Raw genomic sequence first — 23,326 nt, 5'->3', positions numbered from 1 at the left:
AAACACAAGCCGGGCAAGAATTTCTCCTGGTGTGGAAAGACTGCACGGCCAGGTCCGTGCAGTCTCAAGCTGTAAAAAAGGAAAAGAAAGACGGCAGGGGTTCAGGACGACTATGAGGTCAGCCAGCCGGCAATCCACCGGGCGGCTGCGGCTCCATCCTCCAGGGGCAGCCGGGGAATGCCCCAGTCCGTATCCTCCAGATTGGTGCACACCGCCAGCAGTTCCTCCGGGGGCAGAACCGGGCGGCTGGAGATGGGGGCACGGACCAGCTCCAGCTTGGGGTAGGGGGAGTGCTTGCCTCCCTCCAGAAGGATGAGAGCCACGTCGTCGAAGACCTGGGCCAATTGCCCGGCCTGGACGCCCTCCTGAAGGCGGACCAGCTGATACCGGCTGTGGGAGTAGACGACCGCGCCCCGGGCGCCCGCCTGGAGCAGGCGATAGCTGTCGGTGCCCGGACGGTCCGGCTCAAAGTCGTGGCCGTCGTGCTTGATGGCGGCCACCTTCAGGCCCAGGCGGTTCAATTCGGGAATCAGGCGGCACAAAAAGGTGGTCTTGCCGGAGTTTTTCACCCCGCACACCGCCAGAATGGGGGGACGGCGCTCCGAACGAAGAAGGGCCTGATACTCCTCCCAGGTGTTGACATTGGTGATCAGCCGATCGGAATAGGCGGAGTGCTCCAGAGGGACATACTTCACCCGCAGGCGCTCCAATGCGCTCATCAGGCGGTACTGCCCCGCCCGGAGTTGCTCCTTCAGCACAGGCAAAGCGGTTTTTCGGTAGATGCCGCACAGGGGATGGATACGGCCCGTCCGATCTGCGATGAGGAAGGCGTCGTAGCTGTCGCACAGAAACGCCTCCAGATAGCGGGCCAGCCCGACTTGGAACAGAGGCATGTCGCAGGCCACCGCCAGCAGAGCGTCACAGCGGCAGACCTCCAGACCGGCCACAATTCCCCCCAGGGGGCCACAGCCGGGCCTTTGGTCGGAAACCACAGTAAAGCTGGGGGGCGGGACCTCCTGAGGGTCCGCCACCGAAAAGAGACGCTCCGGATAGCGGTCCAGCTCCTGGGCCACCAGGTCCACAAAGCGGGAGCCGGCAAAAGGGAGCGCCCGCTTGTCCCGGCCCATTCTCCGGCTTTGCCCGCCCGCCAGGAGCAGCGCGCCCACGGTCTCTGCCCTCTGAGGGGAGAGACCGGCGGAAGGAAGACCGTTTGTCACAGCAGTACCACCTCCACAGGTGTGTGGGCGGCCAGGGGCGGGGAACCCGCCGGAATGTCAATGAGACAGTTGCAGCCGATGAGGGCGGACAGCGCGCCGGACACATGCTCCCCGGAGGGAAGAGACACGGCGCTGCCCTCCAGCCGTGCCCGGACTAACCGCCGGCCGGGGCTGGCCTTGGGGAAGGGCTCGGTCAACATGCCTCCCACTCGCTGGGGCATGGGGTCCTTCCAACCGGCCAGGCGGCACAGCAGGGGCCGGGCAAGGACTTCAAAGGTGGCGGCGGCGGCAAAGGGATTGCCCGACAGGCAGAGAACCGGCTTGCCCCGCACCGAGGCGGCCAGCACCGGGGAGCCGGGCTTCACCGCCACGCCGTGGAAGAGAATTTGGGCTCCCAACGTTTCCAGGGCGGCGGGCATCAGGTCCTTTTCGCCCACCGACACACCTCCGGTGGAGATCACGGCGCCGCACCGGTCCAGCAGGGCCTCCAGAGAGGCGGTGAGCACGTCCAGACGGTCCGCGCCCCGGTCCTCCACCATAGGGCACATCCCCAGCTGACACAGGCGGGCGGAGAGATAGGTTCCGTTGCTGTTGTAAATTTTTCCCGGCGGCAGGGGAACTCCGGGGGACACCAATTCATCCCCTGTGGCCAGCACGCCCACCTCCAGAGGAGCAAAGACAGAGGCCCGGTCCAAGCCCTGCCCGGCCAGTACCCCCAAGTGGGCGGGGGTGAGAAGGGTTCCCCGGGATAGGATTGGGGCGCCCTTGCGCAGGTCCTCCCCCCGGTCACAGATATTGCGGTGAGGGGCGGAGGAGACAAAGATACGCACCTGATTTTCGCCATAGTCGGTGTCCTCCTGGCGGATGACGCAGTCCGCGCCGGGAGGAATGGGAGCGCCGGTCATAATCCGGGCGCAGGTGCCGGGCTGTACGGGCCCGGCGGGCACCTGTCCGGCGTAAATCCGCTGCTTGACGTCCAGAACCGCGGGGGAGGAGGGGGAGGCTCCATCCAAATCTTCGCTGCGGGCGGCGTAGCCATCCAGAGGCGAGCGGTCAAAGGGCGGGTGGTCCACTGCGGCGGTCACATCCCCGGCGCACACCCGGTTCAGCGCCTGGCTGAGGGGGACCTCCTCGGTGCAGGGCGAAGGGGAGAACTGTGCCAGCAGAAGGGAAACGGCCTCCTCCAGGGAACGATATGTGTGTGCCATGAAAAGGACCTCCTCAAGGGGAACTGAAAGAATGGGGGCGTTACACCTCTTCCGGAGAAGATGAATCAGCCAGGAGACGGCTCAGGCGGAGGCGGCATTGCGCGGCCTTTTCCGCCTCGCCCCCCTGGGAAAAGTGGTAGGCGCACCGCTCCAGCCGGACCGCCTCCGGCAGGGCGGAGAGATGCTCCAGACAGTCGGCCACCCGCAGATGCAGAATTCGTCCGGTCAGCCGGGAGAGCTGCCGGGCCAGAAGGGGCTGAATCTGCGCGGTGGGGGAGAAGACCGATTCCGGCCCCTCCTGCCGCTCCTCGATGAGCAGGCGGCGCTCCAAATCGTCGCAGATACAGAGAAGCTCCAGCCGGGATCGGCCGGTGACAGACCGCAGAACGGAAAAGGGCGCGCCCTCCGGAAAGATGGAAATCAGGTCCAGCAGCTGGCGGGATTCCGGGAGCAGGTTGTTCAGCCGGAGGAGAAAGAGCTGCTCCAGCTTTTTCTCCAGCGCCGCTTCGGGTGCCTCCTCGGTCAGGGCGGGCAGCAGTTGACGGATTTTCAGGGCGTTTCCGCCGGTGTAGGCGTAAATTTTGTCGGCCAGCTCCGGCGAGCAGTGGGGCAGACCGGAGAGAGACAGAAATTCCCGGGTCTCCTCTGGAGAGAAGCCCCGGATGGTGCGCACCTCCAACAGACCGTCCTGCCTGCCCTCGTAGAGAAAGGCCTGGGTGCGTTCGGAGGGGCGTGCGCCGCAGGAGCACAGAACAAAGAGACGCTCGTTGCGCAGCCGGCGCAGGACCTGGTGGAGCACCAGCAGACTGGCCGGATCCATCCAGTGGATGTCTTCAAAGATAAGCAGGAAGGGCTGCCGCTGGGCGGACTGGGCCAGAGCGGTCAGAAGCTCCTCCTGTATGGCTAAAACGTCCGGGGTCCCATGGGGGCCGGGGAGATCCAGGTGGGTGAGGCCGGGACACAGGCGGGCCATGGAGGTATCCGAGGCGGTACAGACCTGCATCATCAGGGAGTACCAGGAACGCAGGGGAATGTCCTGTTCGGTGGGATAGCAGCTGGTCATGGCCGTACGAATTCCCTGCTCCTGGGCCAGACGGCGGGCGTATTCCAGCAGAAAACTCTTGCCAACGCCGGGCTCCCCCTGCAGAAGCAGGGCTCCGGCCCGCTCCTGTCCGGAGCGCAGCCGGGCGAGGGCCTCGTGAAGGAGCTTCCTGGGCTGCTTTTTTCCCACCGGCATGGGGCTGGCGTCGGTGCCGGTCTGGGTGGCGGCGTTGTTCCAGGTGTTGAGGATTTCGTAATAGACCGAAGTGGTCTCCTTCAGCGGGGTGATGCCCAGCTCGTCCTCCAGCCGGCGCGCCAGATCCTGGTAGAGGGTGGTGGCTTTTACAAACTGCTTCTCTTTCCGGTACAGGCGCATCAGCAGCACGGTCATGCTCTCGTCGGTAGGGTCCTCCTCCAGACAGCGCTGGGCCAGCCGGATTGCCCGGGAAACATCCCCCAGCTGGACCGCCTCCCGGGCCTGAGTGCCCAGTTCTTTCAAAAAGAGGTCGTGCAGGCGCACCTGCCAGGCCTCCCGCCACTCGTCAAAGGGCTTTGCACGCCGCAGGGTGAAGTCCTGGAGAAAGGCTCCCTGGTAGGCGTCCAGTTCCTTCCGCTGCAGAAAATCCCAGAGGTCACAGGAGATGGTCAGCTCGGGATTGATTTGCAGTCTGGACTTATAGCTGGAATCGATGAGGGGGAAGCCCAATTCCCGCCGGAGGGAGTACAGGGCGTGGCGCAGGTTCTGGTAGGCCTGGGGGCTGTCCGCGTCATCCCAGAGCAGGCCAATCACAGAGCTTCGCTCCGCCTGCCCTTCTGTCAGCAGGTAATAGAGCAAAGCTTCCATCTTCTTATAGGAGAAATGCAGTTCAACGCCGTCCAGCAAAATCCGGGGGCGTTGGAGCAGATATACCTGTATGGAAGGCATAGGGATTCACTCCATAACACAGTAAGATGGGGAGGGGGCTTACAGGATGAGCCCCAGGAACAGATAATATCCCACCAGAATGACACAGTAGGTCAGAACGAGAGGGAGAATTTTCCGGACCAAAGCGCCCAGGCTGATGCCGAAATACTCCGAGGCGATGGGCAGACAGACGTGGGTGGGACTGATTTGACTGGCGGAGTAGGCAAAGCCCATGAGCAGGACCAGCTGAGCCACACCCCCGTCCATGACCTGGAAGGCCAGCGGAGTGAAGGCGGTGCCCACAGCGTTGGAGCCGGCTACCAAAGTTCCGAAGAAAAACAGCAGGGCCAGGGTGAGGAACAGCGGAATTGGGAGGGCGGAGAAATAGTCGGGCAGCCGCTCAAAGATTCCGGTGAACATCAGGGTGTCTTTGAAAACAAAGACGGCGAAGGTGCCCAGAATGACCCGCCAGTCAAAGGCACGCCGGAACAGGTCAGCCAATTCCATGGGCTTGAAGCGTTCTACAAAAATAGCCACGACGATGACAATGGACACAGCCAGCCATGCGGGCATCTGGAACAGAACAATCATGAGAATGGCCGCCAGGATGGTCCAAAGGCTGGAGAGCAGCTGACGCAGGCTCTGAACGGGAGAAAAGCCGGTGTTCTGGGGCTCTTGGCTGGATTTGGGGACCTTGCGCAGGTAGTACAAAAAACCAAGGGCAATCAGGACGGCCACCATGGGCAGCATGGCCAGCACAAAGGAGGAGGCGGACACGCCGCTGAGACTGCATACAATGATGACCGTGGGGTAGGTGGGGAGAACGCCCTCGGTGATGTGCCGGTAGTAGCTGGCGCAGCAGGCCTTCTCCGCTTTGGTGAGGTGGTACCCCGCCATTTCATCCATCATCTGCCCGCAGATGGTGACGGCAGAGGGGGCGGGCATCATCCCGATGAAAATACTGGCCAGCGCGGTGTTGAGCCGCTGGTCCTTCAAGAGGCGGTTCATGGCCTGTTGGGCCAGCTCCAGCCGTTTGCGGCGCTCCAGGATGCCCTGGAGCACGTTGATGATGTAGAGGGCCAGGACCACTTCCAGAGTACTCCAGCTGGTAACCGAATCCAGGGCGACCGTTCCGAAGTCCATGGGGGAGATGCCGAACAGGACCAGCAGCAGGCCGGTTCCCCCCAGCATTCCCAGTACCAGAGGGAACTTCATGTTGAGCAAAAGGAATACAACGGCAAAGGCCGCGGCAATTTTCAGCAATTCCATAGCGTCCTCCTGATAGTCAATGGGGCGGCGGGGAATGGAAGGGATACCGCTCTGCATGACACCAGGAAACGTCGTGGAGCCGTGGCAAAAGGGACGGGCGGCCGGAGAGCGGGGGACAGAATCCGGCACAAGCGTCCCGCGAGGATTACGGTTCCTTGTATTTGGTGTGAAGCAGACGGTGACTGACCGTCCCGCCGGGATGTTCCAAAAACTGTTGGTACAGCTCCTGCAGTGCAGGATTTTCGTGGGCGCGGCGCAGGGGAAGCGCCCTGTCATGGGCGTAAATGGAAGCAGTGCGGGCCGAACGGACCAGGGAGTTATCCCCATCCACAAGGAGCTTGGGTTGTCCGCCGCCGGAGATGCAGCCCTGAGGACAGGCCATGACCTCGATGAAATGCAGGTCCAGCGTGCCTGCCTGGAGCTGTTGAATGACGGGCTTGACATGCTCCAGCCCGGTGACAATACCGATGCGCAGCTTCAAATCGCCCACGTCCACCTCAGCGGTACGGAACCCGTCCGAGCCGCGGGCGGCGGAGACGTCGATGGCGGGGATTTTTTCGCCGGTGACAAGCTCATACCCCGTTCTCAGTGCCGCTTCCATGACACCGCCGGTTGCGCCGAAGAGGGCACCGGCGCCGGAGTATTCGCCCAGAGGGGAGTCAAAGGGCAGGTCGGGCAGGGAGGAGAAGGAGATGCCTGCTTCTTTGATCAGCCAGGCCAATTCCCGGGTGGTGATGACCACGTCCACGTCCCGATATCCCGAGGCGTTCATCTCCGGGCGCTGGCTTTCAAATTCCTTGCAGGTGCAGGGCATGACGGCGATGGAGACAATCTTTTCCGGGGCGACACCCAGACGGTTGGCCGCGTAGGTTTTAAACAGTGCCCCCGCCATCTGCTGAGGGGATTTGCAGCTGGAGAGGTGCTTGGTCAGATCGGGGTGGTTGCGCTCCAGCCAGGTGATCCATGCGGGACAGCATGAGGTAAACATGGGCAGGTTTTCGTTGTGGAGGATGCGGTGGATGAGCTCGGTGCCCTCCTCCACCACCGTCAGATCGGCGGCGAAATTGGTATCAAATACATAGTCGAAGCCCAGGCGGTGCAGCGCGGCAGAGAGCTTCCCGGGCACAAGGCTGCCGGGGGCACCGCCGAACTCCTCCTCAATGCCCACCCGGACGGAGGGGGCGCACTGGACAAAGCAGACCGTCTGCGGATCCTGCAGCGCCGTCTTAACCTGGGGCAGTTGGCTCTGGAAATGGGCGGCAAACAGCGGCTCCAGCACGTTCTGAGGGATGTTGCGCTCCCGTCGTATGGCGGTGTAGCGGCTCATGTCAAAGGAGGGGGCGATATAGGATTTGCACTTCTGAACACACTGGCCGCACATGACGCAGCGCTGGGGATCGATGGACTGGGGCTGCCCGGGCAGGCCCTGGATGGCGTCAGCGGGGCAGACCTTTGCACATTCCCGGCAGCCGACGCACAGAGTTTGGTCGATTGTGATGTATGTCATGGTCTTATCCCCTCCTCATAGCTTGGACAGTGCGATGAGCGTTTCTACCGCCTGCACACCCTTTTGACGGCGTTCGGATTCGGGGTCAACGAGACGCAGCGCACTGTTGGGACAGGCGCGGACACAGGCCGACCCATCCGCAGAGCCCTGGCACAGGTCGCATTTCCGTGCAGCCATGCTGCCATGGTCCTGAGAAGCGGAATCGCGCCGGGGCGCAATGGAAATGGCCCCGAAGGGACAGACGGGAATGCAGTCAGAGCAGCCGGTGCACAGGGCGGGATCCACAATGACCTCGTGGCCCCGACGGGTGATCGCTTTGGGCTGGCAGACGTTGAGGCAGGGGGCGTCTTCACAGTGCCGGCAAGTGGCCAGCGACCAGCCCCCGGCGGTCCGGACTACGTGCAGATTGGGTGTGACAAAGCTGGCCAGGGAACCTACGGTTTTGCCGGGGGCCGAGCTGTTGTGGGCGGAGAAGCACGCCAGTTCACAAGCCTTGCAGCCGGTGCACAGCTCGGGATCTGCAGCAATAAAAAAGCCAAAATCCGTTTTCATGTGACGTAAAATCCTCTCATTACAGCAGAATAGGCGGGAATAAATGGGAAAAAGGTGCAGCCTCAGGGGTTGGGGCCGGACTCTTCCCCTGCGGTGCGGGGGAGTTCAAAGGTCAGCGCCTTGGAGGGACAGGTCTGTACGCACAGGGGAAGACGGCCCTCCTTCACCCGCTGAATGCATCCGTCGCATTTTACCATCTTGTTTCCCTTGGTGAAGACGGGGGCGCCAAAGGGACAGGCCACCAGACAGGAGTGGCAGCCGATGCATTTGCCGGAATCCACCTGGACCAGCTGGGTTTCCCGGTCCCGGTAGATGGCTTTGGTGGGGCAGGCCGCCATACATTTTGCATCCTCGCAGTGCATACAGCCCAGGGAGGCACAGTGAATCTCGCCCTGGTCCGTTTCCACCCGGATGGCCCTGCGCAGCATGGGGCCGTCCTCGTCCACCGCACAGTGCGCGTCCAGACAGGCTATTACACAGGCGTAGCAGGCCACGCAGCGCTCCGGATTCAACTTGATGATGGTTCCGACTGTCATCGCCTGTTACACCTCCTTTTCAACCCTGCAGGGGAAGCTTTTGTAGCCGGGGTATCCGGACAGCGGGTCCAGAAAATCGTGGTCCATGAGATAGCTGGTGTTGGCCTTCTCGTTGCCGTGGTACATGTGCACCACCCCGGGGAAGACGGTGGCCGTCACGTTGGCGGTGGCCCTGATGCTGCCGCTGGGGGTGGTGATGCGCACCCGGTCTCCGGACTGAATGCCCAGCTTTTCCGCGTCCTGGGGGTGGAGGTCCAAAAGGTCGTTGGGCTCCAGATTCCCGATCCATTTCATGCGGTAGGTCCGGGTGTGCATGTACTGGGGACGGCGGGAACCGGTGTTGATGAGCAGAGGCCAGTTCTCCCGGTCGGCGTACTGGGGATAGATTTCGTCCAAGCTGCGGTATTGGGGCACCACGTCGTAGCCGTACTCCTTGGCATACTTCTCCACCACGGTGGACGCCAGCTCCACCTTGCCCGTGGGCGTGGGGAAGCCGTGGTCCCGATACTTGCGCTCCCGGTAGGGGGGCAGGGTGTGGTGAGGACGCATAATGCCGCCGCCTGCCTGGATTTCCGCCACAGTGAGGCCGGTGGGCTCCAGGATAAAGTTCATGTACTCCTCATAGCTCATGCGCAGGTGGGGGTCGTCCAGGTCCAGGGCCTTTGCAATGTCAAAGATAATCTGGATGTCGTGACGGGACTCGCCCAGAGGCTCGATGGCCGGGGGGAAGCACTGGACGTAGCCGTCGGCAAAGATTTTTACGTCGCTGCGCTCCAGAGAGGTGCAGGCGGGAAGCACCAGGTCGGCGTAGCGACAGGTCTCCGTCATAAAGAGGTCCACCGACACAAAAAAGTCCAGCTTTTTCAGGGCGCTGAGCATGTAACTGCTGTCCGGCCACATCATGTGGTTCATGCCGAAGCCCACCACCGCCTTGATGGGGTAGGGCTTCTCCTCGTGGATGTACTTGGGCAGCAGCATGCCCTGGGCCTGCTCCGGAAGAAATTCCGCCCACACGGGGAACTCCCGGTGGCCCATGGCGGGGGCGTCAAAGGTGAAGTGGCCCAGATACTCCTTCTCGTTGCTGGGGGTGAAGCCAGTGACCATGAGGTAGCCGGAGGGGATGACCCGGTTGCCCCCCTCAATGTCATAATTTCCCGTAAGGGCGGCCAGGGAGACCACTGCCCGGTAGTTCTGCACCCCGTTGACGTGGTGCACCACCGGAGAGGCGGAGGTGAGCAGAGCGGCGGGCTTGGCTCCGGCGTAGAGCCGGGCGGCCCGGATAAAGAGCTCGCGGGGTACACCGGTGATCTGCTCCACCCGTTCCGGGGGGTACTCCGCCGCCAGACGGGAAAATTCCTCAAAGCCGTGGACGTAGTGCTCCACGAACTCCTGGTCATAGAGTTTTTCCTGGATGATGACGTTGGCCATACCCAGAGCCAGAGCGCCGTCGGTGCCCGGCTTGAGCTGCAGGTGGATGGCCGCCTTCTGGGTGAAGGAGGTCTTGCGGGGGTCTACCACGATAAAGGGCTTGCCCTTCTCCAGCTGCTCATAGAAGGCGCGGTTGTTGTCCATGTTGGAGAAGAAGGGATTGCGGCTCCAGATCATCACCACCTGGGCGTTGACAATGTCGGCGGAGGCGATGCCGCCGAATACCAGCCACCAGGCCATCTTGTGGGCCTCCTGGCAGCAGCTGCCCTCCGTGATGTAGTTGGGGCTTCCAAAGCTGGAGGCCAGGCGCTGCAGGGGCGGCCGGTACCACTTGGAAAAGCCGGCCACAAAGGCCACCGATTCCGGCCCAAAGTCCGCCCGGTACCCCTTCAGCTTTTCGGCAATGATTTTGTAGGCCTCCTCCCAGCTGATGGGCTCAAACTTCCCTTCACCCTTCTCACCCACCCGTTTCAGAGGGTGGAGGATCCGCTCCGGGTTGTAGACATACTGCCGGATGCCTGCACCCCTGGGACAGAGCTTGCCCTGGGAGTGGGGGTTGTCCACCGAGCCCTCCGCTTTGATGATACGGCCATTCTGCACATAGGCGTCGATGCCGCAGTGGGAGTAGGCGTTGCAGATGCCGCAGCAGGTTTTGTGGATGGTGACCTCCCCATTCTCCGGGGCGGCAGATTCTCTCTGCAGGGCAGCCTGTTCCGCATCCGTCATAGATGTTCCCTCCGTTCTTGAACGGCACGCCCGCTGGGGCATGCCCAGGTGCCCATCCCGGTCCGGGACGGGACACAGTTTCCTACCTGATTTGCCTCCATTATAACAAATCCAGCGTGAAAACACCGTTAAATTTTTTTATAATTGCAAAGGTCATAAAAAACGGCGCACGTGCCCCGTTTTGGGACGCCGTGCGCCGAAGGATGGACGATTAGCGGGGAAGAAGCAGAAGGAGAAATCCCTCCACGAAATTTCGGAGTACACCGGGGAGGTGGGCAAGGCTCTGGTGAATGGCTTCCCGCATCAGGGCGGGGTCGCTGTCCCACAGGAAGGTCATTGTCCCCGAGACAGACTCTTTGCCGATGGCCAGGGGGGCCGAGGCGGAGCCGCCCACGGCGATCTGAGAGGCCACCGCGCCGCCGCCCACGGCGTAGGCCCCAAAGGCCCCGCCGCCTACGGCCATCCAGCCCACGGCACACCCGCCAAGTGCCAGCAGGCCCACGGCACACCCTCCGATGGCGATGCCGCCCAGGGACAGGCCGCCCAGGGACAGCAGAAGGCCCAGAGAGATGCCGCCAAAGCTGAACAGGCCCAGAGAGAGACCACCCAGGGTGAAGAAGCCCACGGCGATATTGCCCACCGCAAAAATTCCCTTGGCTACCCCCATCCCCCGGTGGCCCAGCCGGATATGGACCAGGGGCAGGCCGAAGAGGGTGCGGCTGCTTTTATATTCATACTGAAAGGTGTTGTAGTAGTTGTTCACAATGGTGGGAGCCGGACCAAAGTCGGGGGGAGCAGCCTCCTGCCCGGTGACCAGGTAGTCCAGCGTGACATTGAAGTACCGGGCCAGGGCGGCCAGGTTGTCCATGTCCGGACGGGAGGCGCCGGACTCCCATTTCTGCACCGCCTGGCGGGTGACGCCCAGCAGATCGGCCAGCCCCTCTTGAGACAGACCGGACTGCTTTCTCAGCTCATAGAGCCGCTGTTGAAATTCCATGGGGAAAACCTCCTGAATACAAAACACTGCAAGGGCCGCTTGGCGAGGTTAAGGATAGCAAAAAGAGGGCGCCATGGCAACCAAAAAGGGGATACAATTTGACAACCAGCGGTTGCAGCGGGCAAAAAGGAGGGATTTTCCCATCATTTGGGGAAAATCCCTCCCAGAGAGGCGCAGGCGCTTAGGCCAGCCCCAGCCGCTCCTGCAGCCGGGACAGATTGTCAAAACGGCCCCACAGCAGAGCCTCCAGTTCCGGCGTAGGAGGAATGAGGTCGGGGACCATGGCCACCGCCATTCCGGCGGCGTGGGCGGAGAGGATGCCGTTGCGGGAGTCCTCCACCGCCAGGGTGCGGGCGGGGGCGGTGCCCAGGCTGCGGCAGGCGATCTCATAGATCTCCGGGTGGGGCTTGCTGTGCTCCACCTGGTCGCCGGTAATCACCGCCTGGAAAAAGGGGCCCAGCCCGGTCATCTCCAGCCGCCGCTGGGTGCGGTCGCCGTTGGTGGAGGTGGCCAGAGCCAGAGGAACCCCTGCCTTCTGCAGGGCGGAAAGAATTTCCCGCACACCGCTCTTCAGGGGAACACCGTTTTGTTCCATCAGGAACTGGGCCCGCCGGGAACAGGTGAGCAGAAAATACTCCGTGGGGAAATCGGGCCCCATCCGCTCGGTCAGGCGCCGCCGGATGTCCGCCCGGTTCTGGCCCACCACCTCCAGGTAGTGGTCGGCCACCTGGGGCCAGCCCATGTGCTCGCCCACCTCAGCCCAGTTTTTCCAACTGAGCTTTTCTGTATCAAACAGTACGCCATCTACGTCGAAGACGACGCCATCAAAGGGAAACTCCATCATACCTTGCCGATGTCCCTCCGGAAGTGCATGTCCTGGAAGGTGATGGGCTTGGCGGCCTCGTAGGCGTTAGCAATGGCCTCCTCCAGGCTGCCGCCCACGGCGGTGACGCCCAGAACCCGGCCGCCGGCGGTGAGGTACTCGCCGTTCTCACCCAGCTTGGTGCCCGCATGGAAGACCACCGCGGACTTGCCCGCCTCCTCCAGACCGGAGATGGGGTAGCCGCTCTGGTACTTCACGGGGTAGCCGCCGGAGGCCAGCACGATGCAGCAGGCGGCGCCGTCCTTCCACTTGATGTCCACCTGATCCAGAGTGCCGTTGACGCAGGCCTCGAAGATGTCCAGCAGGTCGCTGTCCAGCATGGACAGGATGGGCTGGGTCTCCGGGTCGCCGAAGCGGGCGTTGTACTCCACCACCTTGGGGCCGTCCTTGGTGAGCATGAGACCGAAGTAGATGACGCCCTTGAAGGGGCGGCCCTCCGCCTTCAGCGCGGCCACGGTGGGCAGGAAGATGGTCTCCATGCACTCCTTGGCCAGTTCGGGGGTGTACTTGGGGGAGGGGCAGAAGGCACCCATGCCGCCGGTGTTGGGGCCCCGGTTGCCGTCATTGACCCGCTTGTGGTCCTGGGAGGACAGCATGGGAACCAGGTGCTCCCCGTCACAGAAGGCCAGCACGGTGACCTCGGGGCCCACCATGCACTCCTCGATGACCACGGTGGAGCCGCTCTGACCGAACTTATGGTCCTCCATCATCTCCCGGACAGCAGTCTTGGCCTCATCCACGGTGGAGGCCACCACCACGCCCTTGCCCAGGGCCAGGCCGTCGGCCTTGACTACAATGGGAGCACCCTGCTCGTCAATATAGCGGAGAGCCTTGTCCATGTCGGTGAAGGTCTCATACTTGGCGGTGGGGATGTGGTACTTCTTCATCAGTTCCTTGGAGAAGGCCTTGCTGGCCTCAATGATGGCGGCGTTGGCCTTGGGGCCGAAGGCGGGAATGCCCGCCGCCTCCAGGGCGTCCACCATGCCAAGAGCCAGGGGGTCGTCGGGAGCCACCATCACAAAGTCCATGGCGTTCTCCTTGGCCCACTTCACCATGCCCTCCACGTCAGTGGCCTTGATGGGCACACACTGGGCCACCTGGGCGATGCCCGCGTTGCCCGGCGCGCAGTAGAGCTTGGTGACCCGGGGGCTCTGGGCCAGCTTCCAGCAGATGGCGTGCTCGCGGCCTCCGCCGCCCACGACTAATACGTTCATAATAACACCTCAATTTAATCGGCGAGAAAAGCCTCGCAGCGGTTGAATATTACGGGTTCAGAGGGACGAAGTCACTCTGAAGAATTTAATGGTGGAAGAGACGCACTCCGGTAAAGGCCATGACCATGCCGTACTTGTCGGCGGTGGCGATGACCTGGTCGTCCCGGATGGATCCGCCGGGCTGGACAATGTACTGGGTGCCGGACTTCCGGGCCCGCTCCACGTTGTCGCCAAAGGGGAAGAAGGCGTCGGAGCCCACGGTGACGCCGGAGAGCTGGGCAATCCATGCCCGCTTCTCCTCCTGGGTGAGCACCTCGGGCTTCACCTTGAAGACGGTCTGCCACACGCCCTCGGCCAGCACGTCGTCGTGCTCCTCGGAAATGTAGAGGTCGATGGCGTTGTCCCGGTTGGGCCGGCGGATGTCATCCACAAACTGGAGGGCAAGCACCTTGGGGTGCTGGCGCAGCCACCAGATGTCCGCCTTGTCCCCGGCCAGGCGGGTGCAGTGGATGCGGCTCTGCTGGCCGGCGCCCACGCCGATGGTCTGGCCGTTTTTCACGTAGCAGACGGAGTTGGACTGGGTGTACTTCAGGGTGATGAGGGCCACCAGCATGTCCCGCCGGGCGCTCTCGGGCAGGTCCTTGTTGGCGGTCACCAGATTGGTGAGCAGGTCCTCGGTGAGCTCCAGGCTGTTGTAGCCCTGCTCAAAGGTGATGCCGAAGATGGTGCGCCGCTCAATGGGGTCAGGCTGGTAGTCGGGGTCAATCTTCACCACGTTGTAGCCGCCCTTGCGCTTGGTTTTCAGAATCTCCAAGGCCTCGTCGGTGTAGCCGGGGGCGATGACACCGTCGGACACCTCCTGGCTGAGGCAGCGGGCGGCGTCGGCGTCGCAGACATCGCTGAGGGCAGCCCAGTCGCCGAAGGAGCACAGCCGGTCGGCGCCACGGGCCCGCAGGTAGGCGCATGCGATGGGGGACAGCTCGCCCTCAGGGGCCATGTAAATCTGACGCTCCACATCGTTGAGAGGCAGCCCCAGGGCGGCTCCGGCGGGGGAGACGTGCTTGAAGGAGGCGGCGGCGGGCAGGCCGGTGGCCTTCTTCAGGGCCTTTACCAGCTGCCAGGAGTTGAGGGCGTCCAGAAAGTTAATGTAGCCCGGACGGCCGTTGAGCACCTCCAGGGGCAGCTCACGGTCCCCCTTCATGAAGATGCGGGCGGGCTTTTGGTTGGGGTTGCAGCCGTATTTCAGTTCCAGCTCGGTCATAATGAAATCTTCCTTTCCCTGTCCGGCACCACTGGCTCAGCCGTGCTTGTTGATGATGACAGTGTCCGCCTGGCCGGAGGCCAGGTCTACATAGCTCACATAGAGGGACACCTTGTTGTCCGCGTTCAGGTTCTCCCACAGCTGGTCGGCCAGCTCCGCGGCGGTGGAGGCGGTGACGGCCACCCGGCGGGGCTCTCCCTCAAAGGAGGGCAGGGGGTCCAGATTCTCCTGATAGGTGTGGATGAACCGGCCCTCCCCGGCCAGAGGGACGTCATATTCATAGAAATAGCGGTGGTTGCAGCTGGGGTCACCGTCGGCGGACTTGAGGATGGACAGGGCATAGCTGCCGTCCTCACGGAGAATGCCGGAGATGCGGGGGGTGTAGTTGGGACCGTCGGGCTCATAGCAGCGGGAGCGCAGGGCGCGGATCCAGCTGTGGCTCTCCTTCATGGCGTTGGCGATGGTGTCCGTCTGATCCCCGTTGGTGACGATGGTGGTAGAGCCCACTTTGCGTACCGGGTGGTAGATGATGAGAGACGGGTCGGTCATCTTGCTCTCGTCATAGGCCCGGGTGCGGATACCGTCCTCGGTGGCCTCGAAGATACGGTTGCGGCTGTTCTCGCTGCGGCCCATGATGAAGTAGGCGATGACGGCCTTGGTGTTGTCGGCGCTGTGGCCCAGCAAAATGCCCCGGCCGGGGTAGGGGTGCTGGCGCAGGTAGGCGCACAAATCAAGCTTTTCCATAAAACTCCTCCTTGTCAGTCCATAAAAAAGGGCGCACCACGCTTTTGAACGAGGTGCGCCCAGACGGTCGGCTGTTCCAAGGCGGTACTCCCTGTGGTCACTTCCACTTCCGTCAGTCATACCGCCCGCTTATGGTATCATATCCGGCGCGCCTTTGTCAATTTGGTGTTCCGGTTTTTAAAGAATGTGTACCGTGCGGCCCTCCACCCGCAGCCGGTCCTGGCAAAAGAGGGAGACGGCCTGAGGCAGGAGCTTCCACTCGCAGGTCTCCATAATCCGACGCTGCAGTACCTCCGGGGTATCGTCGGGGAGCACCTCCACCGCCTTTTGCAGAATGATGGGGCCGGCGTCGCACTCCTCGGTGACGAAATGGATGGTGGCGCCGGAGACCTTCACCCCGTAGGCCAAGGCCTTCTCGTGGACGTGGAGTCCGTAGCAGCCCTTGCCGCAGAAGGAGGGGATGAGGGAGGGGTGGACGTTGATGACCGCGTTCTCGTAGGCCTGGAACAGCTCTCCGGTGACGATGGTCATAAATCCGGCCATCACCACCAGCTGGATGTCCAGCTTGTGAAGAAGTTCCACCAGGGCGTGGGTCAGGCTGGCGGCGTCGGGGCAGTCCTTCTTTTCCAGCACATAGCCGGGCACCCCCGCCTTTTTGGCCCGCTCCAGAGCGTAGGCCTCAGGGCTGGAGGAGATGACGGCGGCAATCTCGCCGTTTACAATCTCGCCCCGGCTCTGGGCGTCCAGGAGAGCCTGGAGATTGGTGCCGCCTCCGGAGACCAGCACCGCAATGCGTTTGTTCATCGGAATCACAACCCCTTTTGTTCAGATGAAAGACGGACGGCGGAACGCCCGGCTCAGACCAGCTCCACCCCGGCGTCGCCGGAGACCACGGAGCCCACCTGCCAGGCGGCCTCACCGGCTTCCTTCAGCACGGCCAGGGTCTGCTCCGCCTGTCCCGCGGGGACGGCCAGCAGCATGCCGATGCCCATGTTGAAGGTGTTATACATGTCCCGCTCGGGGATATTGCCCTTCTTCTGGATGAGGTCGAAGATGGGCAGGCGGGGGAAGGACTTCAGGTCAATCCGGGCGGTGAGGTTCTCAGTCATCATGCGGGGCACGTTCTCGTAGAAGCCGCCGCCGGTGATGTGGCTGATGGCGTGGATGTCTACGCCCGCCTTCAGCAGGGCCTTGATGGCCTTGACGTAGATGCGGGTGGGGGTGAGCAGGGTCTCGCCCAGGCTCTTGCCCCCCAGCTCCTCCACGGGGGAGGTGAGGTCGGCGTTCTCGATGTCAAAGACCTTGCGCACCAGGGAGAAGCCGTTGGAGTGGACGCCAGTGGAGCCCAGGCCGATGAGAACGTCGCCCTCAGCCAGACGCTTGCCGTCAATGATCTTCTCCTCGTCCACAATGCCCACGGAGAAGCCGGCCACGTCGTAGTCCTCGTCGGGCATCAGACCGGGGTGCTCGGCGGTCTCGCCGCCCACCAGGGCGCACTCGGACTGGCGGCAGCCCTCGGCAATGCCCTCCACGATCTCAGCAATGCGCACGGGGTCATTCTTGCCGCAGGCGATGTAGTCCAGGAAGAACAGGGGGGAGGCACCGCCGCAGATGATGTCGTTGACGCACATGGCCACGCAGTCGATGCCGATGGTGTTGTGCTTGTTCATCAGCTGAGCCAGACGCAGCTTGGTGCCCACGCCGTCGGTGCCGGAGACCAGCACGGGCTTTTTCATCCCGGCCATTTCCGGGGCGAACATGCCGCCGAAGCCGCCCAGGGTCCCCATGACGCCGGGGATGTAGGTGGACTCCACCATGGGCTTGATACGGCGTACCGCCTCGTAGCCGGCGGTAACGTCCACGCCGGCGGCGGCGTAGGACTCGGAATGGGAGTTCTTCATGGTAAAACCTCCAAAGTCAAATTAGGAATTTGAAGTCAGAAATCAGAAAAGGGAAAACGCAGAGTGGAGATTCGGTCCGACGGGGCCGGATGCCGAACTTCCTTGCCGCTTATTCCTTTCCGCTCCAGCAGTAGGTGCACACCTTGTCCCGGTCCAGGCCGATGGCCTCCAGCAGACCGTCCAGAGACTGGTAGCCCAAAGAGTCGAAGCCAAACTTCTCGCAGATGGTCTTCAGCATGCACTGGCCGCGCTCGGTGTTGGCGTCGGCGTACTCGTGCAGGTGCTTCTGGCCCTCGTCGCCCTCCAGCTCCTGGACGGTGCGGCGGGCCAGCAGCTCCATCTCGGAGTTGCTGCTGGAGAAGTTCAGGTACTTGCAGCCGTACATAATGGGCGGGCAGGCGGAGCGCATGTGGACTTCCTTGGCGCCGGACTCGTAGAGGAACTCCACGGTCTCCCGCAGCTGGGTGCCCCGGACGATGGAGTCGTCCACAAAGAGGAGCTTCTTGCCCTGAATGAGCTCAGGGACGGGAATCTGCTTCATCTTGGCCACCTGGTTGCGTACCTCCTGATTGGTGGGCATGAAGGAGCGGGGCCAGGTGGGGGTATATTTCACGAAGGGACGGGCGAAGGGGATGTGGCTGGCGTTGGCGTAGCCGATGGCGTGGGGCAGACCGGAGTCGGGGACACCGGCCACATAGTCTACATCCTGGGCCACATTCCGCTCCTTGTCGGCCCGGGCCATGATTTCGCCGTTGCGGTAGCGCATGACCTCCACGTTGACTCCCTCGTAGTTGGAGTTGGGGTAGCCGTAGTAGGTCCACAGGAAGGCGCAGATCTTCATGTCCTTTCCGGCGGGGGAGAGGGTCTCAAAGCCGTCGGCGGTGACCTTTACAATCTCACGGGGGCCCAGCTCGTAGGCGTCCTCATAGCCCAGCTTGTGGTAGGCGAAGGACTCGAAGGACACGCAGCAGCCCTCCGGTCCCTTGCCGATGAGGACGGGCAGACGGCCCAGCTTGTCCCGGGCGGCGATGATGCCGTCGGGGGTGAGAATGAGGATGGTGGAGGAGCCGTCAATCAGCTCCTGGGCGTGAAGAATGCCATCCACCAGATTCTCCTTCTGGTTGATGAGGGCGGCGGTGAGCTCAGTGGCATTGACCTTTCCGGAGCTCATGGCCATGAACTGATGGCCGTGGTCGGAGAAGTAGCGCTGAATGAGCTCCTCGGCGTTGTTAATGATGCCCACCGTGGAGATGGCGTACAGCCCCAGGTGGGAGCGCACCAGCAGGGGCTGGGGATCGGTGTCGCTGATGCAGCCGATGCCGCAGTGGCCGTGGAAGTCGGCCAAATCCCGCTCAAACTTGGTGCGGAAAGGGGTGTTTTCAATGTTGTGGATCTGGCGCTGAAAGCCGTCCTTCTCGTCGTATACGATCATGCCGCCCCGGCGGGTGCCCAGGTGGGAGTGGTAATCCACTCCGAAGAAAATATCCAGAGACACGTCCCGCTTGGAAACGGCGCCAAAAAAGCCTCCCATTGTGGTCCTCCTAAGATGATAGAGTCATAAGCAGAAAAGGGAGAGTGAAGAGGAAAAGCGGCGGCGGAGGACCTTGCTCCACCCCTGGCTCTTCACTCTTCACTCCGGGCAGTATGGTGCGTTTGCTTATTTGCCCATCAGACGGCGGCTCATCTCCTGATAAGCGCCCTCCACGTTGCCCAGATCCCGGCGGAAGCGGTCCTTGTCCAGCTTCTCACCGGTCTTGGAATCCCAGAAGCGGCAGGTGTCGGGGGAAATCTCGTCAGCCAGGACGATGGTGCCGTCGCTGGTCTTGCCGAACTCCAGCTTGAAGTCCACCAGGGTGACGCCGCACTCGGCCAGGGTCTTCTTCAGGAAGTCGTTGACGGCAAAGGCATACTTCTTGATGGTGTCAATCTCGTCCCAGGTGGCCAGCTTCAGAGCCACGGCGTGATAGTCGTTGATGAGGGGGTCGTGCAGGTCGTCGTTCTTGTAGGAGAACTCGATGGTGGGGGCGTCAAAGACGATGCCCTCCTCCACGCCGTAGCGCTTGGCAAAGGAACCGGCGGAGATGTTGCGGATGATGACCTCCAGGGGGACGATGGTCACCTTCTTCACCGCGGTCTCACGCTCGCTGAGCTCCTCCACAAAGTGGGTGGGCACGCCGGCCTTCTCCAGCTGCTGCATGAGGAAGTTGGTCATCTGGTTGTTGATGGCACCCTTGCCCATGATGGTGCCCTTCTTCAGACCGTCAAAGGCGGTGGCGTCATCCTTGTAGGAGACGATAACCACGTTGGGATCCTCGGTGGAAAATACCTTCTTGGCCTTACCCTCGTACAACTGCTCCAGCTTTTTCATCCTGAATACTCCCTTTCAAAATAATAATTCGCTCGTAAAGAACCGGAATTGGTGTGGAAAATGCGGGGAAATGGGGTCAGCCCTTCAGCTCCGCCTGAAGCTTCTGCTCCTTCTCGGCAATCTGCCGGGCCATCTTCTCCCGGGCCTCGTCCAGCTTGGCGGCCAGCTCGTCATCGGAGACAGCCAGAATCTGGGCGGCCAGCACGGCGGCGTTCTTGGCACCGTTGATGGCGACCGTGGCCACGGGGATGCCGCTGGGCATCTGCACGGTGGCCAGCAGCGCGTCCAGACCGTCCATAGCGCCGCCCTTCATGGGGATGCCGATGACGGGCAGGGTGGAGTTGCCCGCAAAGGCGCCCGCCAGGTGGGCGGCCATGCCGGCGGCGCAGATCAGCACGCCGAAGCCATTGGCGCGGGCGTTCTTGGCGAAGTCCGCGGCGGCGGCGGGAGTGCGGTGGGCGCTGAGAATGTGGGCCTCATAGGGGATGCCGAACTCGTCCAGCTGGCCGCAGGCACCCTTGACAACGGGCCAATCGGAGTCGGAGCCCATAATGATGGCGACTTTTTTCATAATAAGCGTGTCCCTCCTCAAAAAACTTCAGGCTATCTGCTTGATACAGATAGCCTGATAAAATTTCCTCAGTGACGTTTGGACAGATTGGTGCCCTGACCATGGAAGCGGGACTGCCGGGGACAGATTGTATGGAAGCGGGCCATGGCGGATACCTCCCTGCTGCCGGTGGATGATTGAATGCAGACACCAGCTTCTTAGGAAATAATTGTATCGAAAACTGGCGGAGTTTGCAAGAGGCGGCAACAATTTCGTAGGCTTGTACAATGCTCCGGGGGAAAAGAAGGGGGAAAGTTGTCACAGGGGCGGGCCGTCTACAAGAGCCCCGCGGTGGCCAGAATCCGGGCCACCTGTCCCGCCCGGCCGGACCAGGCGGCGGCGCTGGCGTGGGCCCGACGGCGCTGGGAGACAAAGTCGTGGGCCTCCCCCATGGCGTGCTGACAGCACTGGATAAATTCCTGGTCGGAGTGGGCGGAGTACACCACGTCGGGGAACAGCTCCACCTGGTCGGGCCAGAGCATGGACACCACCGGCTTACCGGTGGAGAGATATTCATAAAGGCGGGATGGAATGACGTCGTCGTAGGGGCGGTCCAGACGCAGAAAGTCCAGCAGCACGTTGCAGCGGTACAGCCAGTCGGGCACCTCGGAGAGGGGACAGGGGCCGGGGAAGATGACATTGGGCAGGCGGTGCAGACGGTGCAGCAGGGGGTTGTCCTCCTCGCGGCCCAGCAGTACAAAGGTCCAGTCGGGCCGCTCCAGAGCGGCGGTGAGCAGAGGAGAAAGCTCCAGATCCTCCCACAGGGTGCCCACGCGCCCCAGCACAGGGCCGGTGACCCGGGGCAGAGGGTCGGGCCGCACATCGGCCCCCTGGCCGGAGAAGAGGGGATAGTTGACCCCGTTGGGCAACAGGGCGATGTTGGAGCTGCAGGGGGAGAGCCGGTCCCGCAGCTGAGGGGAGGCGGCAAAGACCAGATCGGCCGCCCCGGCCAGACTGCCCTCCCAGGCGGGGGAGAGGTCGGCCCACTCCCGGTCGCAGTCGTACACCAGACCGCCGTATTCCAGGTGGTCCAGCAGATGGACATGCTCCGGGCTTGTGACCCAGAGCAGGGGGGCGGAGAAGCGGTGCCGGGCGGCTTTCTCCGCCACAAAGCGGCCCAGCCGCCGGTGATCCATGCGGAAGAGGTGGCTGTACCGCTCTTCCACAGGCAGCAGCAGGGGAGGCAGGGTATACACCGTCACATTGGGACGGACCTTTTTCCCCTTCTGCCGGAAGGAGCGGTCGCTGCGGCCGTTGGCGGGAGAGAAGTATAGAATTTGGGTGTCCCGCAGACGGGAGATGAGCTGCTGCGTACGGCCGGGGGAGGAGCTCCAGGGCTCCCCCGCCAGACAGAGAATTTGCTTCACGGCGAGGTCTCCTGTTTCAATGGAAAAATCGGGTGGTTCTGCCTTGCGCGGCAGAGAAAAAGAAGGTATAATCAGGGCGAGCTGGGACCAATCCGCCCAGCTTAAATTAAATTATAAGCGGCCGGCCAGCTCCGGTCAAGAACGGAAGGATGGAAAATATGCTGGAAACCCTCTGCCAGATGGAGGGGCCCATTCTGCTGTGGATTCAGGAGGCTGTCCGTCAGCCCTGGCTGAATCCGCTGGTGGAGGTCTACACCCGTCTGGGCAACGCGGGAATGTTGTGGATTGTGCTCTCAGCAGTGATGCTGTGCTTTCCAAAGACCCGGAAGGCGGGGGCCCTGTCCCTGCTGGCCATGGTGCTGGGGCTTCTCTGTACCAATGTGGTTCTGAAGCATTTGGTGGGGCGTACCCGCCCGTGGATTGATGTGGCGGGACTTATCCCCCTGGTAAACGAGCCCGATCCCAATTCGTTCCCCTCGGGCCACACCTGCGCCGCCTTTGCCGCGGGTATCATTTGGGCCCGGGCCCTGCCCCGTACCTGGATGCGGGTGGGAGCGGTGATTTTGGCCGTATGTATGGGTCTGTCCCGGCTTTATGTGGGTGTCCACTACCCCTCCGACGTGCTGGCGGGCGCGGTGGTGGGCAGCCTGTGTGCCTGGGCGGCCTGGGAGATTGGCTTGCGTATCAACCGGTACTGGAAGAGGCGAAAGGCGAACGAGAAAGAGGTGCCATGAAATGAAAAGTGTAGGATATTATAATGGAGTGATGGGCCCCCTGGAGGAGATGACCGTGCCCATGGGGGACCGGGCGCTGTACTTCGGCGACGGTATTTATGAGGCGGCCCTGGTGGCAAACAGCGTGGTGTTCGGACTGGAAGACCACCTGGATCGGATGTATAACAGCCTGCGCCTGCTGGAAATCCCCTTTACCATGGAGCGGGAGCAGGTGCGGCAGGAGCTCTATAAGGTGGTCCGCGCGGCGGAGGAGGCCCCGGTGCAGTTCCTCTACTGGCAGATCTCCCGGGGCGTCTGTCCCCGGAACCACCCCTTCCCGCCCAAGGAGGTCACCCCCTCCCTGCTGATCTACGTCAAGCCCCACGCCATGAAGCCCCTGGACAAGCCCTATAATCTTATCTCCATGGAGGACATCCGCTTCAAGCTGTGCAACATCAAGACCCTCAACCTCATTCCCAGTGTGCTGGCCAACCAGCGGGCGGTGGAGCATGGCTGTGACGAGGCAGTGCTCCACCGGGGCAGCCGGGTCACCGAGTGTGCTCACAGCAACATCTCCATCCTCAAGGACGGTGTGCTGCGCACCGCCCCCACGGATGAGCTGATTCTGCCCGGCGTCACCCGCAAGCATCTGCTGGCCCTGGCCCGGGAGCACGGCATCCCTGTGGAGGAGAAGCCCTTCTCCATGGTGGAGCTCATGAACGCCGACGAGCTGCTGGTCACCAGCTCCAGCGCCCTGTGCATCCCCGTGGAGTCGGTGGACGGTATCCCCGTGGGCGGCAAGGACCCCAAGCTTCTGAAGCTTCTCCAGGACGCCTACCTGGAAAAGTTCCATCGGGAGACCCAGCCCCAATAAGACAAA

Annotated in this window: 21 protein-coding genes and 1 riboswitch; of the genes, 2 read left to right on the top strand and 19 right to left on the bottom strand. The window is 62.4% G+C overall.

Going from position 1 to position 23,326, the window contains the following annotated elements; translation table 11 throughout:
* Positions 1 to 110: 110 nt before the first annotated feature.
* The 19 genes from mobB to AC3YUO_RS00345 form a co-directional block, all read right to left on the bottom strand.
* The gene (gene mobB / locus AC3YUO_RS00435; RefSeq protein ID WP_489961077.1) at positions 111 to 1,217 is read right to left on the bottom strand and encodes a molybdopterin-guanine dinucleotide biosynthesis protein B; all 1,107 of its coding nucleotides are present in this window, start codon (positions 1,215 to 1,217) and stop codon (positions 111 to 113) included.
* A complete protein-coding gene (locus tag AC3YUO_RS00430) occupies positions 1,214 to 2,425 on the bottom strand; it encodes a molybdopterin molybdotransferase MoeA (protein ID WP_489961076.1) in 1,212 nt (403 codons plus the stop codon). Before AC3YUO_RS00430 ends, mobB begins: the two co-directional genes overlap by 4 nt.
* A gap of 40 nt (positions 2,426 to 2,465) precedes the next feature.
* Positions 2,466 to 4,391: an ATP-binding protein gene (locus AC3YUO_RS00425; protein ID WP_489961075.1), complete on the bottom strand. Its 1,926-nt coding sequence runs from the start codon at positions 4,389 to 4,391 to the stop codon at positions 2,466 to 2,468.
* A gap of 39 nt (positions 4,392 to 4,430) precedes the next feature.
* Positions 4,431 to 5,639, bottom strand: a complete 1,209-nt coding sequence (locus tag AC3YUO_RS00420) for a DUF401 family protein (RefSeq protein WP_489961074.1) — start codon at positions 5,637 to 5,639, stop codon at positions 4,431 to 4,433.
* Positions 5,640 to 5,784: 145 nt separating this feature from the next.
* Positions 5,785 to 7,146: a [Fe-Fe] hydrogenase large subunit C-terminal domain-containing protein gene (locus AC3YUO_RS00415; RefSeq protein WP_489961073.1), complete on the bottom strand. Its 1,362-nt coding sequence runs from the start codon at positions 7,144 to 7,146 to the stop codon at positions 5,785 to 5,787.
* A 15-nt stretch (positions 7,147 to 7,161) separates the two neighbouring features.
* Positions 7,162 to 7,698: a 4Fe-4S dicluster domain-containing protein gene (locus tag AC3YUO_RS00410; protein ID WP_489961072.1), complete on the bottom strand. Its 537-nt coding sequence runs from the start codon at positions 7,696 to 7,698 to the stop codon at positions 7,162 to 7,164.
* Between the two features lie 62 nt (positions 7,699 to 7,760).
* Positions 7,761 to 8,234 carry a 4Fe-4S dicluster domain-containing protein gene (locus tag AC3YUO_RS00405; RefSeq protein WP_489961071.1) on the bottom strand — a complete coding sequence of 158 codons (474 nt, stop codon included), beginning with the start codon at positions 8,232 to 8,234 and terminating at the stop codon, positions 7,761 to 7,763.
* Positions 8,235 to 8,240: 6 nt separating this feature from the next.
* On the bottom strand, positions 8,241 to 10,388 hold the full coding sequence (locus AC3YUO_RS00400; protein ID WP_489961070.1) for a molybdopterin-containing oxidoreductase family protein: 2,148 nt from the start codon (positions 10,386 to 10,388) through the stop codon (positions 8,241 to 8,243).
* A gap of 211 nt (positions 10,389 to 10,599) precedes the next feature.
* Positions 10,600 to 11,385, bottom strand: coding sequence for a helix-turn-helix domain-containing protein (locus AC3YUO_RS00395; protein ID WP_489961069.1), 786 nt, complete (start codon positions 11,383 to 11,385; stop codon positions 10,600 to 10,602).
* Between the two features lie 181 nt (positions 11,386 to 11,566).
* Positions 11,567 to 12,229, bottom strand: a complete 663-nt coding sequence (locus AC3YUO_RS00390; RefSeq protein ID WP_489961068.1) for an HAD family hydrolase — start codon at positions 12,227 to 12,229, stop codon at positions 11,567 to 11,569.
* Positions 12,226 to 13,482: a phosphoribosylamine--glycine ligase gene (gene purD, locus AC3YUO_RS00385; protein ID WP_489961067.1), complete on the bottom strand. Its 1,257-nt coding sequence runs from the start codon at positions 13,480 to 13,482 to the stop codon at positions 12,226 to 12,228. The genes AC3YUO_RS00390 and purD overlap by 4 nt, the downstream gene beginning before the upstream one ends.
* 85 nt (positions 13,483 to 13,567) lie before the next feature.
* Positions 13,568 to 14,743 carry a phosphoribosylaminoimidazolecarboxamide formyltransferase gene (locus AC3YUO_RS00380; RefSeq protein ID WP_489961066.1) on the bottom strand — a complete coding sequence of 392 codons (1,176 nt, stop codon included), beginning with the start codon at positions 14,741 to 14,743 and terminating at the stop codon, positions 13,568 to 13,570.
* 36 nt (positions 14,744 to 14,779) lie between these two features.
* A complete protein-coding gene (locus AC3YUO_RS00375) occupies positions 14,780 to 15,487 on the bottom strand; it encodes an IMP cyclohydrolase (RefSeq protein ID WP_489961065.1) in 708 nt (235 codons plus the stop codon).
* A gap of 50 nt (positions 15,488 to 15,537) precedes the next feature.
* Positions 15,538 to 15,617, bottom strand: a riboswitch (ZMP/ZTP riboswitch).
* A 47-nt stretch (positions 15,618 to 15,664) separates the two neighbouring features.
* Complete coding sequence (gene purN, locus AC3YUO_RS00370; RefSeq protein WP_489961064.1) at positions 15,665 to 16,291, bottom strand: phosphoribosylglycinamide formyltransferase; 627 nt, start codon at positions 16,289 to 16,291, stop codon at positions 15,665 to 15,667.
* 53 nt (positions 16,292 to 16,344) lie between these two features.
* Positions 16,345 to 17,388: a phosphoribosylformylglycinamidine cyclo-ligase gene (gene purM / locus AC3YUO_RS00365; RefSeq protein WP_489961063.1), complete on the bottom strand. Its 1,044-nt coding sequence runs from the start codon at positions 17,386 to 17,388 to the stop codon at positions 16,345 to 16,347.
* Between the two features lie 109 nt (positions 17,389 to 17,497).
* Positions 17,498 to 18,919, bottom strand: coding sequence for an amidophosphoribosyltransferase (locus AC3YUO_RS00360; RefSeq protein ID WP_489961062.1), 1,422 nt, complete (start codon positions 18,917 to 18,919; stop codon positions 17,498 to 17,500).
* A 126-nt stretch (positions 18,920 to 19,045) separates the two neighbouring features.
* Positions 19,046 to 19,756, bottom strand: a complete 711-nt coding sequence (gene purC, locus AC3YUO_RS00355; RefSeq protein WP_489961061.1) for a phosphoribosylaminoimidazolesuccinocarboxamide synthase — start codon at positions 19,754 to 19,756, stop codon at positions 19,046 to 19,048.
* Between the two features lie 76 nt (positions 19,757 to 19,832).
* A complete protein-coding gene (gene purE, locus AC3YUO_RS00350; protein ID WP_489961483.1) occupies positions 19,833 to 20,330 on the bottom strand; it encodes a 5-(carboxyamino)imidazole ribonucleotide mutase in 498 nt (165 codons plus the stop codon).
* A 311-nt stretch (positions 20,331 to 20,641) separates the two neighbouring features.
* Positions 20,642 to 21,733: a glycosyltransferase family protein gene (locus tag AC3YUO_RS00345; RefSeq protein WP_489961060.1), complete on the bottom strand. Its 1,092-nt coding sequence runs from the start codon at positions 21,731 to 21,733 to the stop codon at positions 20,642 to 20,644.
* A gap of 158 nt (positions 21,734 to 21,891) precedes the next feature.
* Between AC3YUO_RS00345 and AC3YUO_RS00340 the strand changes: the two genes are divergently transcribed.
* Both AC3YUO_RS00340 and AC3YUO_RS00335 read left to right on the top strand, forming a co-directional pair.
* A complete protein-coding gene (locus AC3YUO_RS00340; protein ID WP_489961059.1) occupies positions 21,892 to 22,467 on the top strand; it encodes a phosphatase PAP2 family protein in 576 nt (191 codons plus the stop codon).
* 1 nt (position 22,468) lies between these two features.
* Positions 22,469 to 23,320 (top strand): aminotransferase class IV, encoded by an 852-nt coding sequence (locus AC3YUO_RS00335; RefSeq protein ID WP_489961058.1) that lies wholly within the window; start codon positions 22,469 to 22,471, stop codon positions 23,318 to 23,320.
* Positions 23,321 to 23,326 lie beyond the last annotated feature (6 nt).

The sequence above is a fragment of the Pseudoflavonifractor sp. HNCC25GI2 genome, assembly GCF_058136395.1.
The sequence above is the reverse complement of the archived record's forward strand: the minus strand, read 5'-3'. Positions and strand labels throughout refer to the sequence as shown.

What these genes read in the sequence shown, in the direction of transcription:
- AC3YUO_RS00410 (WP_489961072.1), bottom strand. Translation starts at nt 7,698, where the DNA reads ATGAAAACGGATTTTGGCTTTTTTATTGCTGCAGATCCCGAGCTGTGC.
- AC3YUO_RS00335 (WP_489961058.1), top strand. Translation starts at nt 22,469, where the DNA reads ATGAAAAGTGTAGGATATTATAATGGAGTGATGGGCCCCCTGGAGGAG.
- AC3YUO_RS00400 (WP_489961070.1), bottom strand. Translation starts at nt 10,388, where the DNA reads ATGACGGATGCGGAACAGGCTGCCCTGCAGAGAGAATCTGCCGCCCCG.
- AC3YUO_RS00420 (WP_489961074.1), bottom strand. Translation starts at nt 5,639, where the DNA reads ATGGAATTGCTGAAAATTGCCGCGGCCTTTGCCGTTGTATTCCTTTTG.
- AC3YUO_RS00340 (WP_489961059.1), top strand. Translation starts at nt 21,892, where the DNA reads ATGCTGGAAACCCTCTGCCAGATGGAGGGGCCCATTCTGCTGTGGATT.
- AC3YUO_RS00360 (WP_489961062.1), bottom strand. Translation starts at nt 18,919, where the DNA reads ATGGGAGGCTTTTTTGGCGCCGTTTCCAAGCGGGACGTGTCTCTGGAT.
- AC3YUO_RS00430 (WP_489961076.1), bottom strand. Translation starts at nt 2,425, where the DNA reads ATGGCACACACATATCGTTCCCTGGAGGAGGCCGTTTCCCTTCTGCTG.
- AC3YUO_RS00375 (WP_489961065.1), bottom strand. Translation starts at nt 15,487, where the DNA reads ATGGAAAAGCTTGATTTGTGCGCCTACCTGCGCCAGCACCCCTACCCC.
- purM (WP_489961063.1), bottom strand. Translation starts at nt 17,388, where the DNA reads ATGAAGAACTCCCATTCCGAGTCCTACGCCGCCGCCGGCGTGGACGTT.
- purD (WP_489961067.1), bottom strand. Translation starts at nt 13,482, where the DNA reads ATGAACGTATTAGTCGTGGGCGGCGGAGGCCGCGAGCACGCCATCTGC.
- AC3YUO_RS00380 (WP_489961066.1), bottom strand. Translation starts at nt 14,743, where the DNA reads ATGACCGAGCTGGAACTGAAATACGGCTGCAACCCCAACCAAAAGCCC.
- AC3YUO_RS00415 (WP_489961073.1), bottom strand. Translation starts at nt 7,146, where the DNA reads ATGACATACATCACAATCGACCAAACTCTGTGCGTCGGCTGCCGGGAA.
- AC3YUO_RS00405 (WP_489961071.1), bottom strand. Translation starts at nt 8,234, where the DNA reads ATGACAGTCGGAACCATCATCAAGTTGAATCCGGAGCGCTGCGTGGCC.
- purC (WP_489961061.1), bottom strand. Translation starts at nt 19,756, where the DNA reads ATGAAAAAGCTGGAGCAGTTGTACGAGGGTAAGGCCAAGAAGGTATTT.
- purN (WP_489961064.1), bottom strand. Translation starts at nt 16,291, where the DNA reads ATGAACAAACGCATTGCGGTGCTGGTCTCCGGAGGCGGCACCAATCTC.
- AC3YUO_RS00395 (WP_489961069.1), bottom strand. Translation starts at nt 11,385, where the DNA reads ATGGAATTTCAACAGCGGCTCTATGAGCTGAGAAAGCAGTCCGGTCTG.
- AC3YUO_RS00425 (WP_489961075.1), bottom strand. Translation starts at nt 4,391, where the DNA reads ATGCCTTCCATACAGGTATATCTGCTCCAACGCCCCCGGATTTTGCTG.
- AC3YUO_RS00390 (WP_489961068.1), bottom strand. Translation starts at nt 12,229, where the DNA reads ATGATGGAGTTTCCCTTTGATGGCGTCGTCTTCGACGTAGATGGCGTA.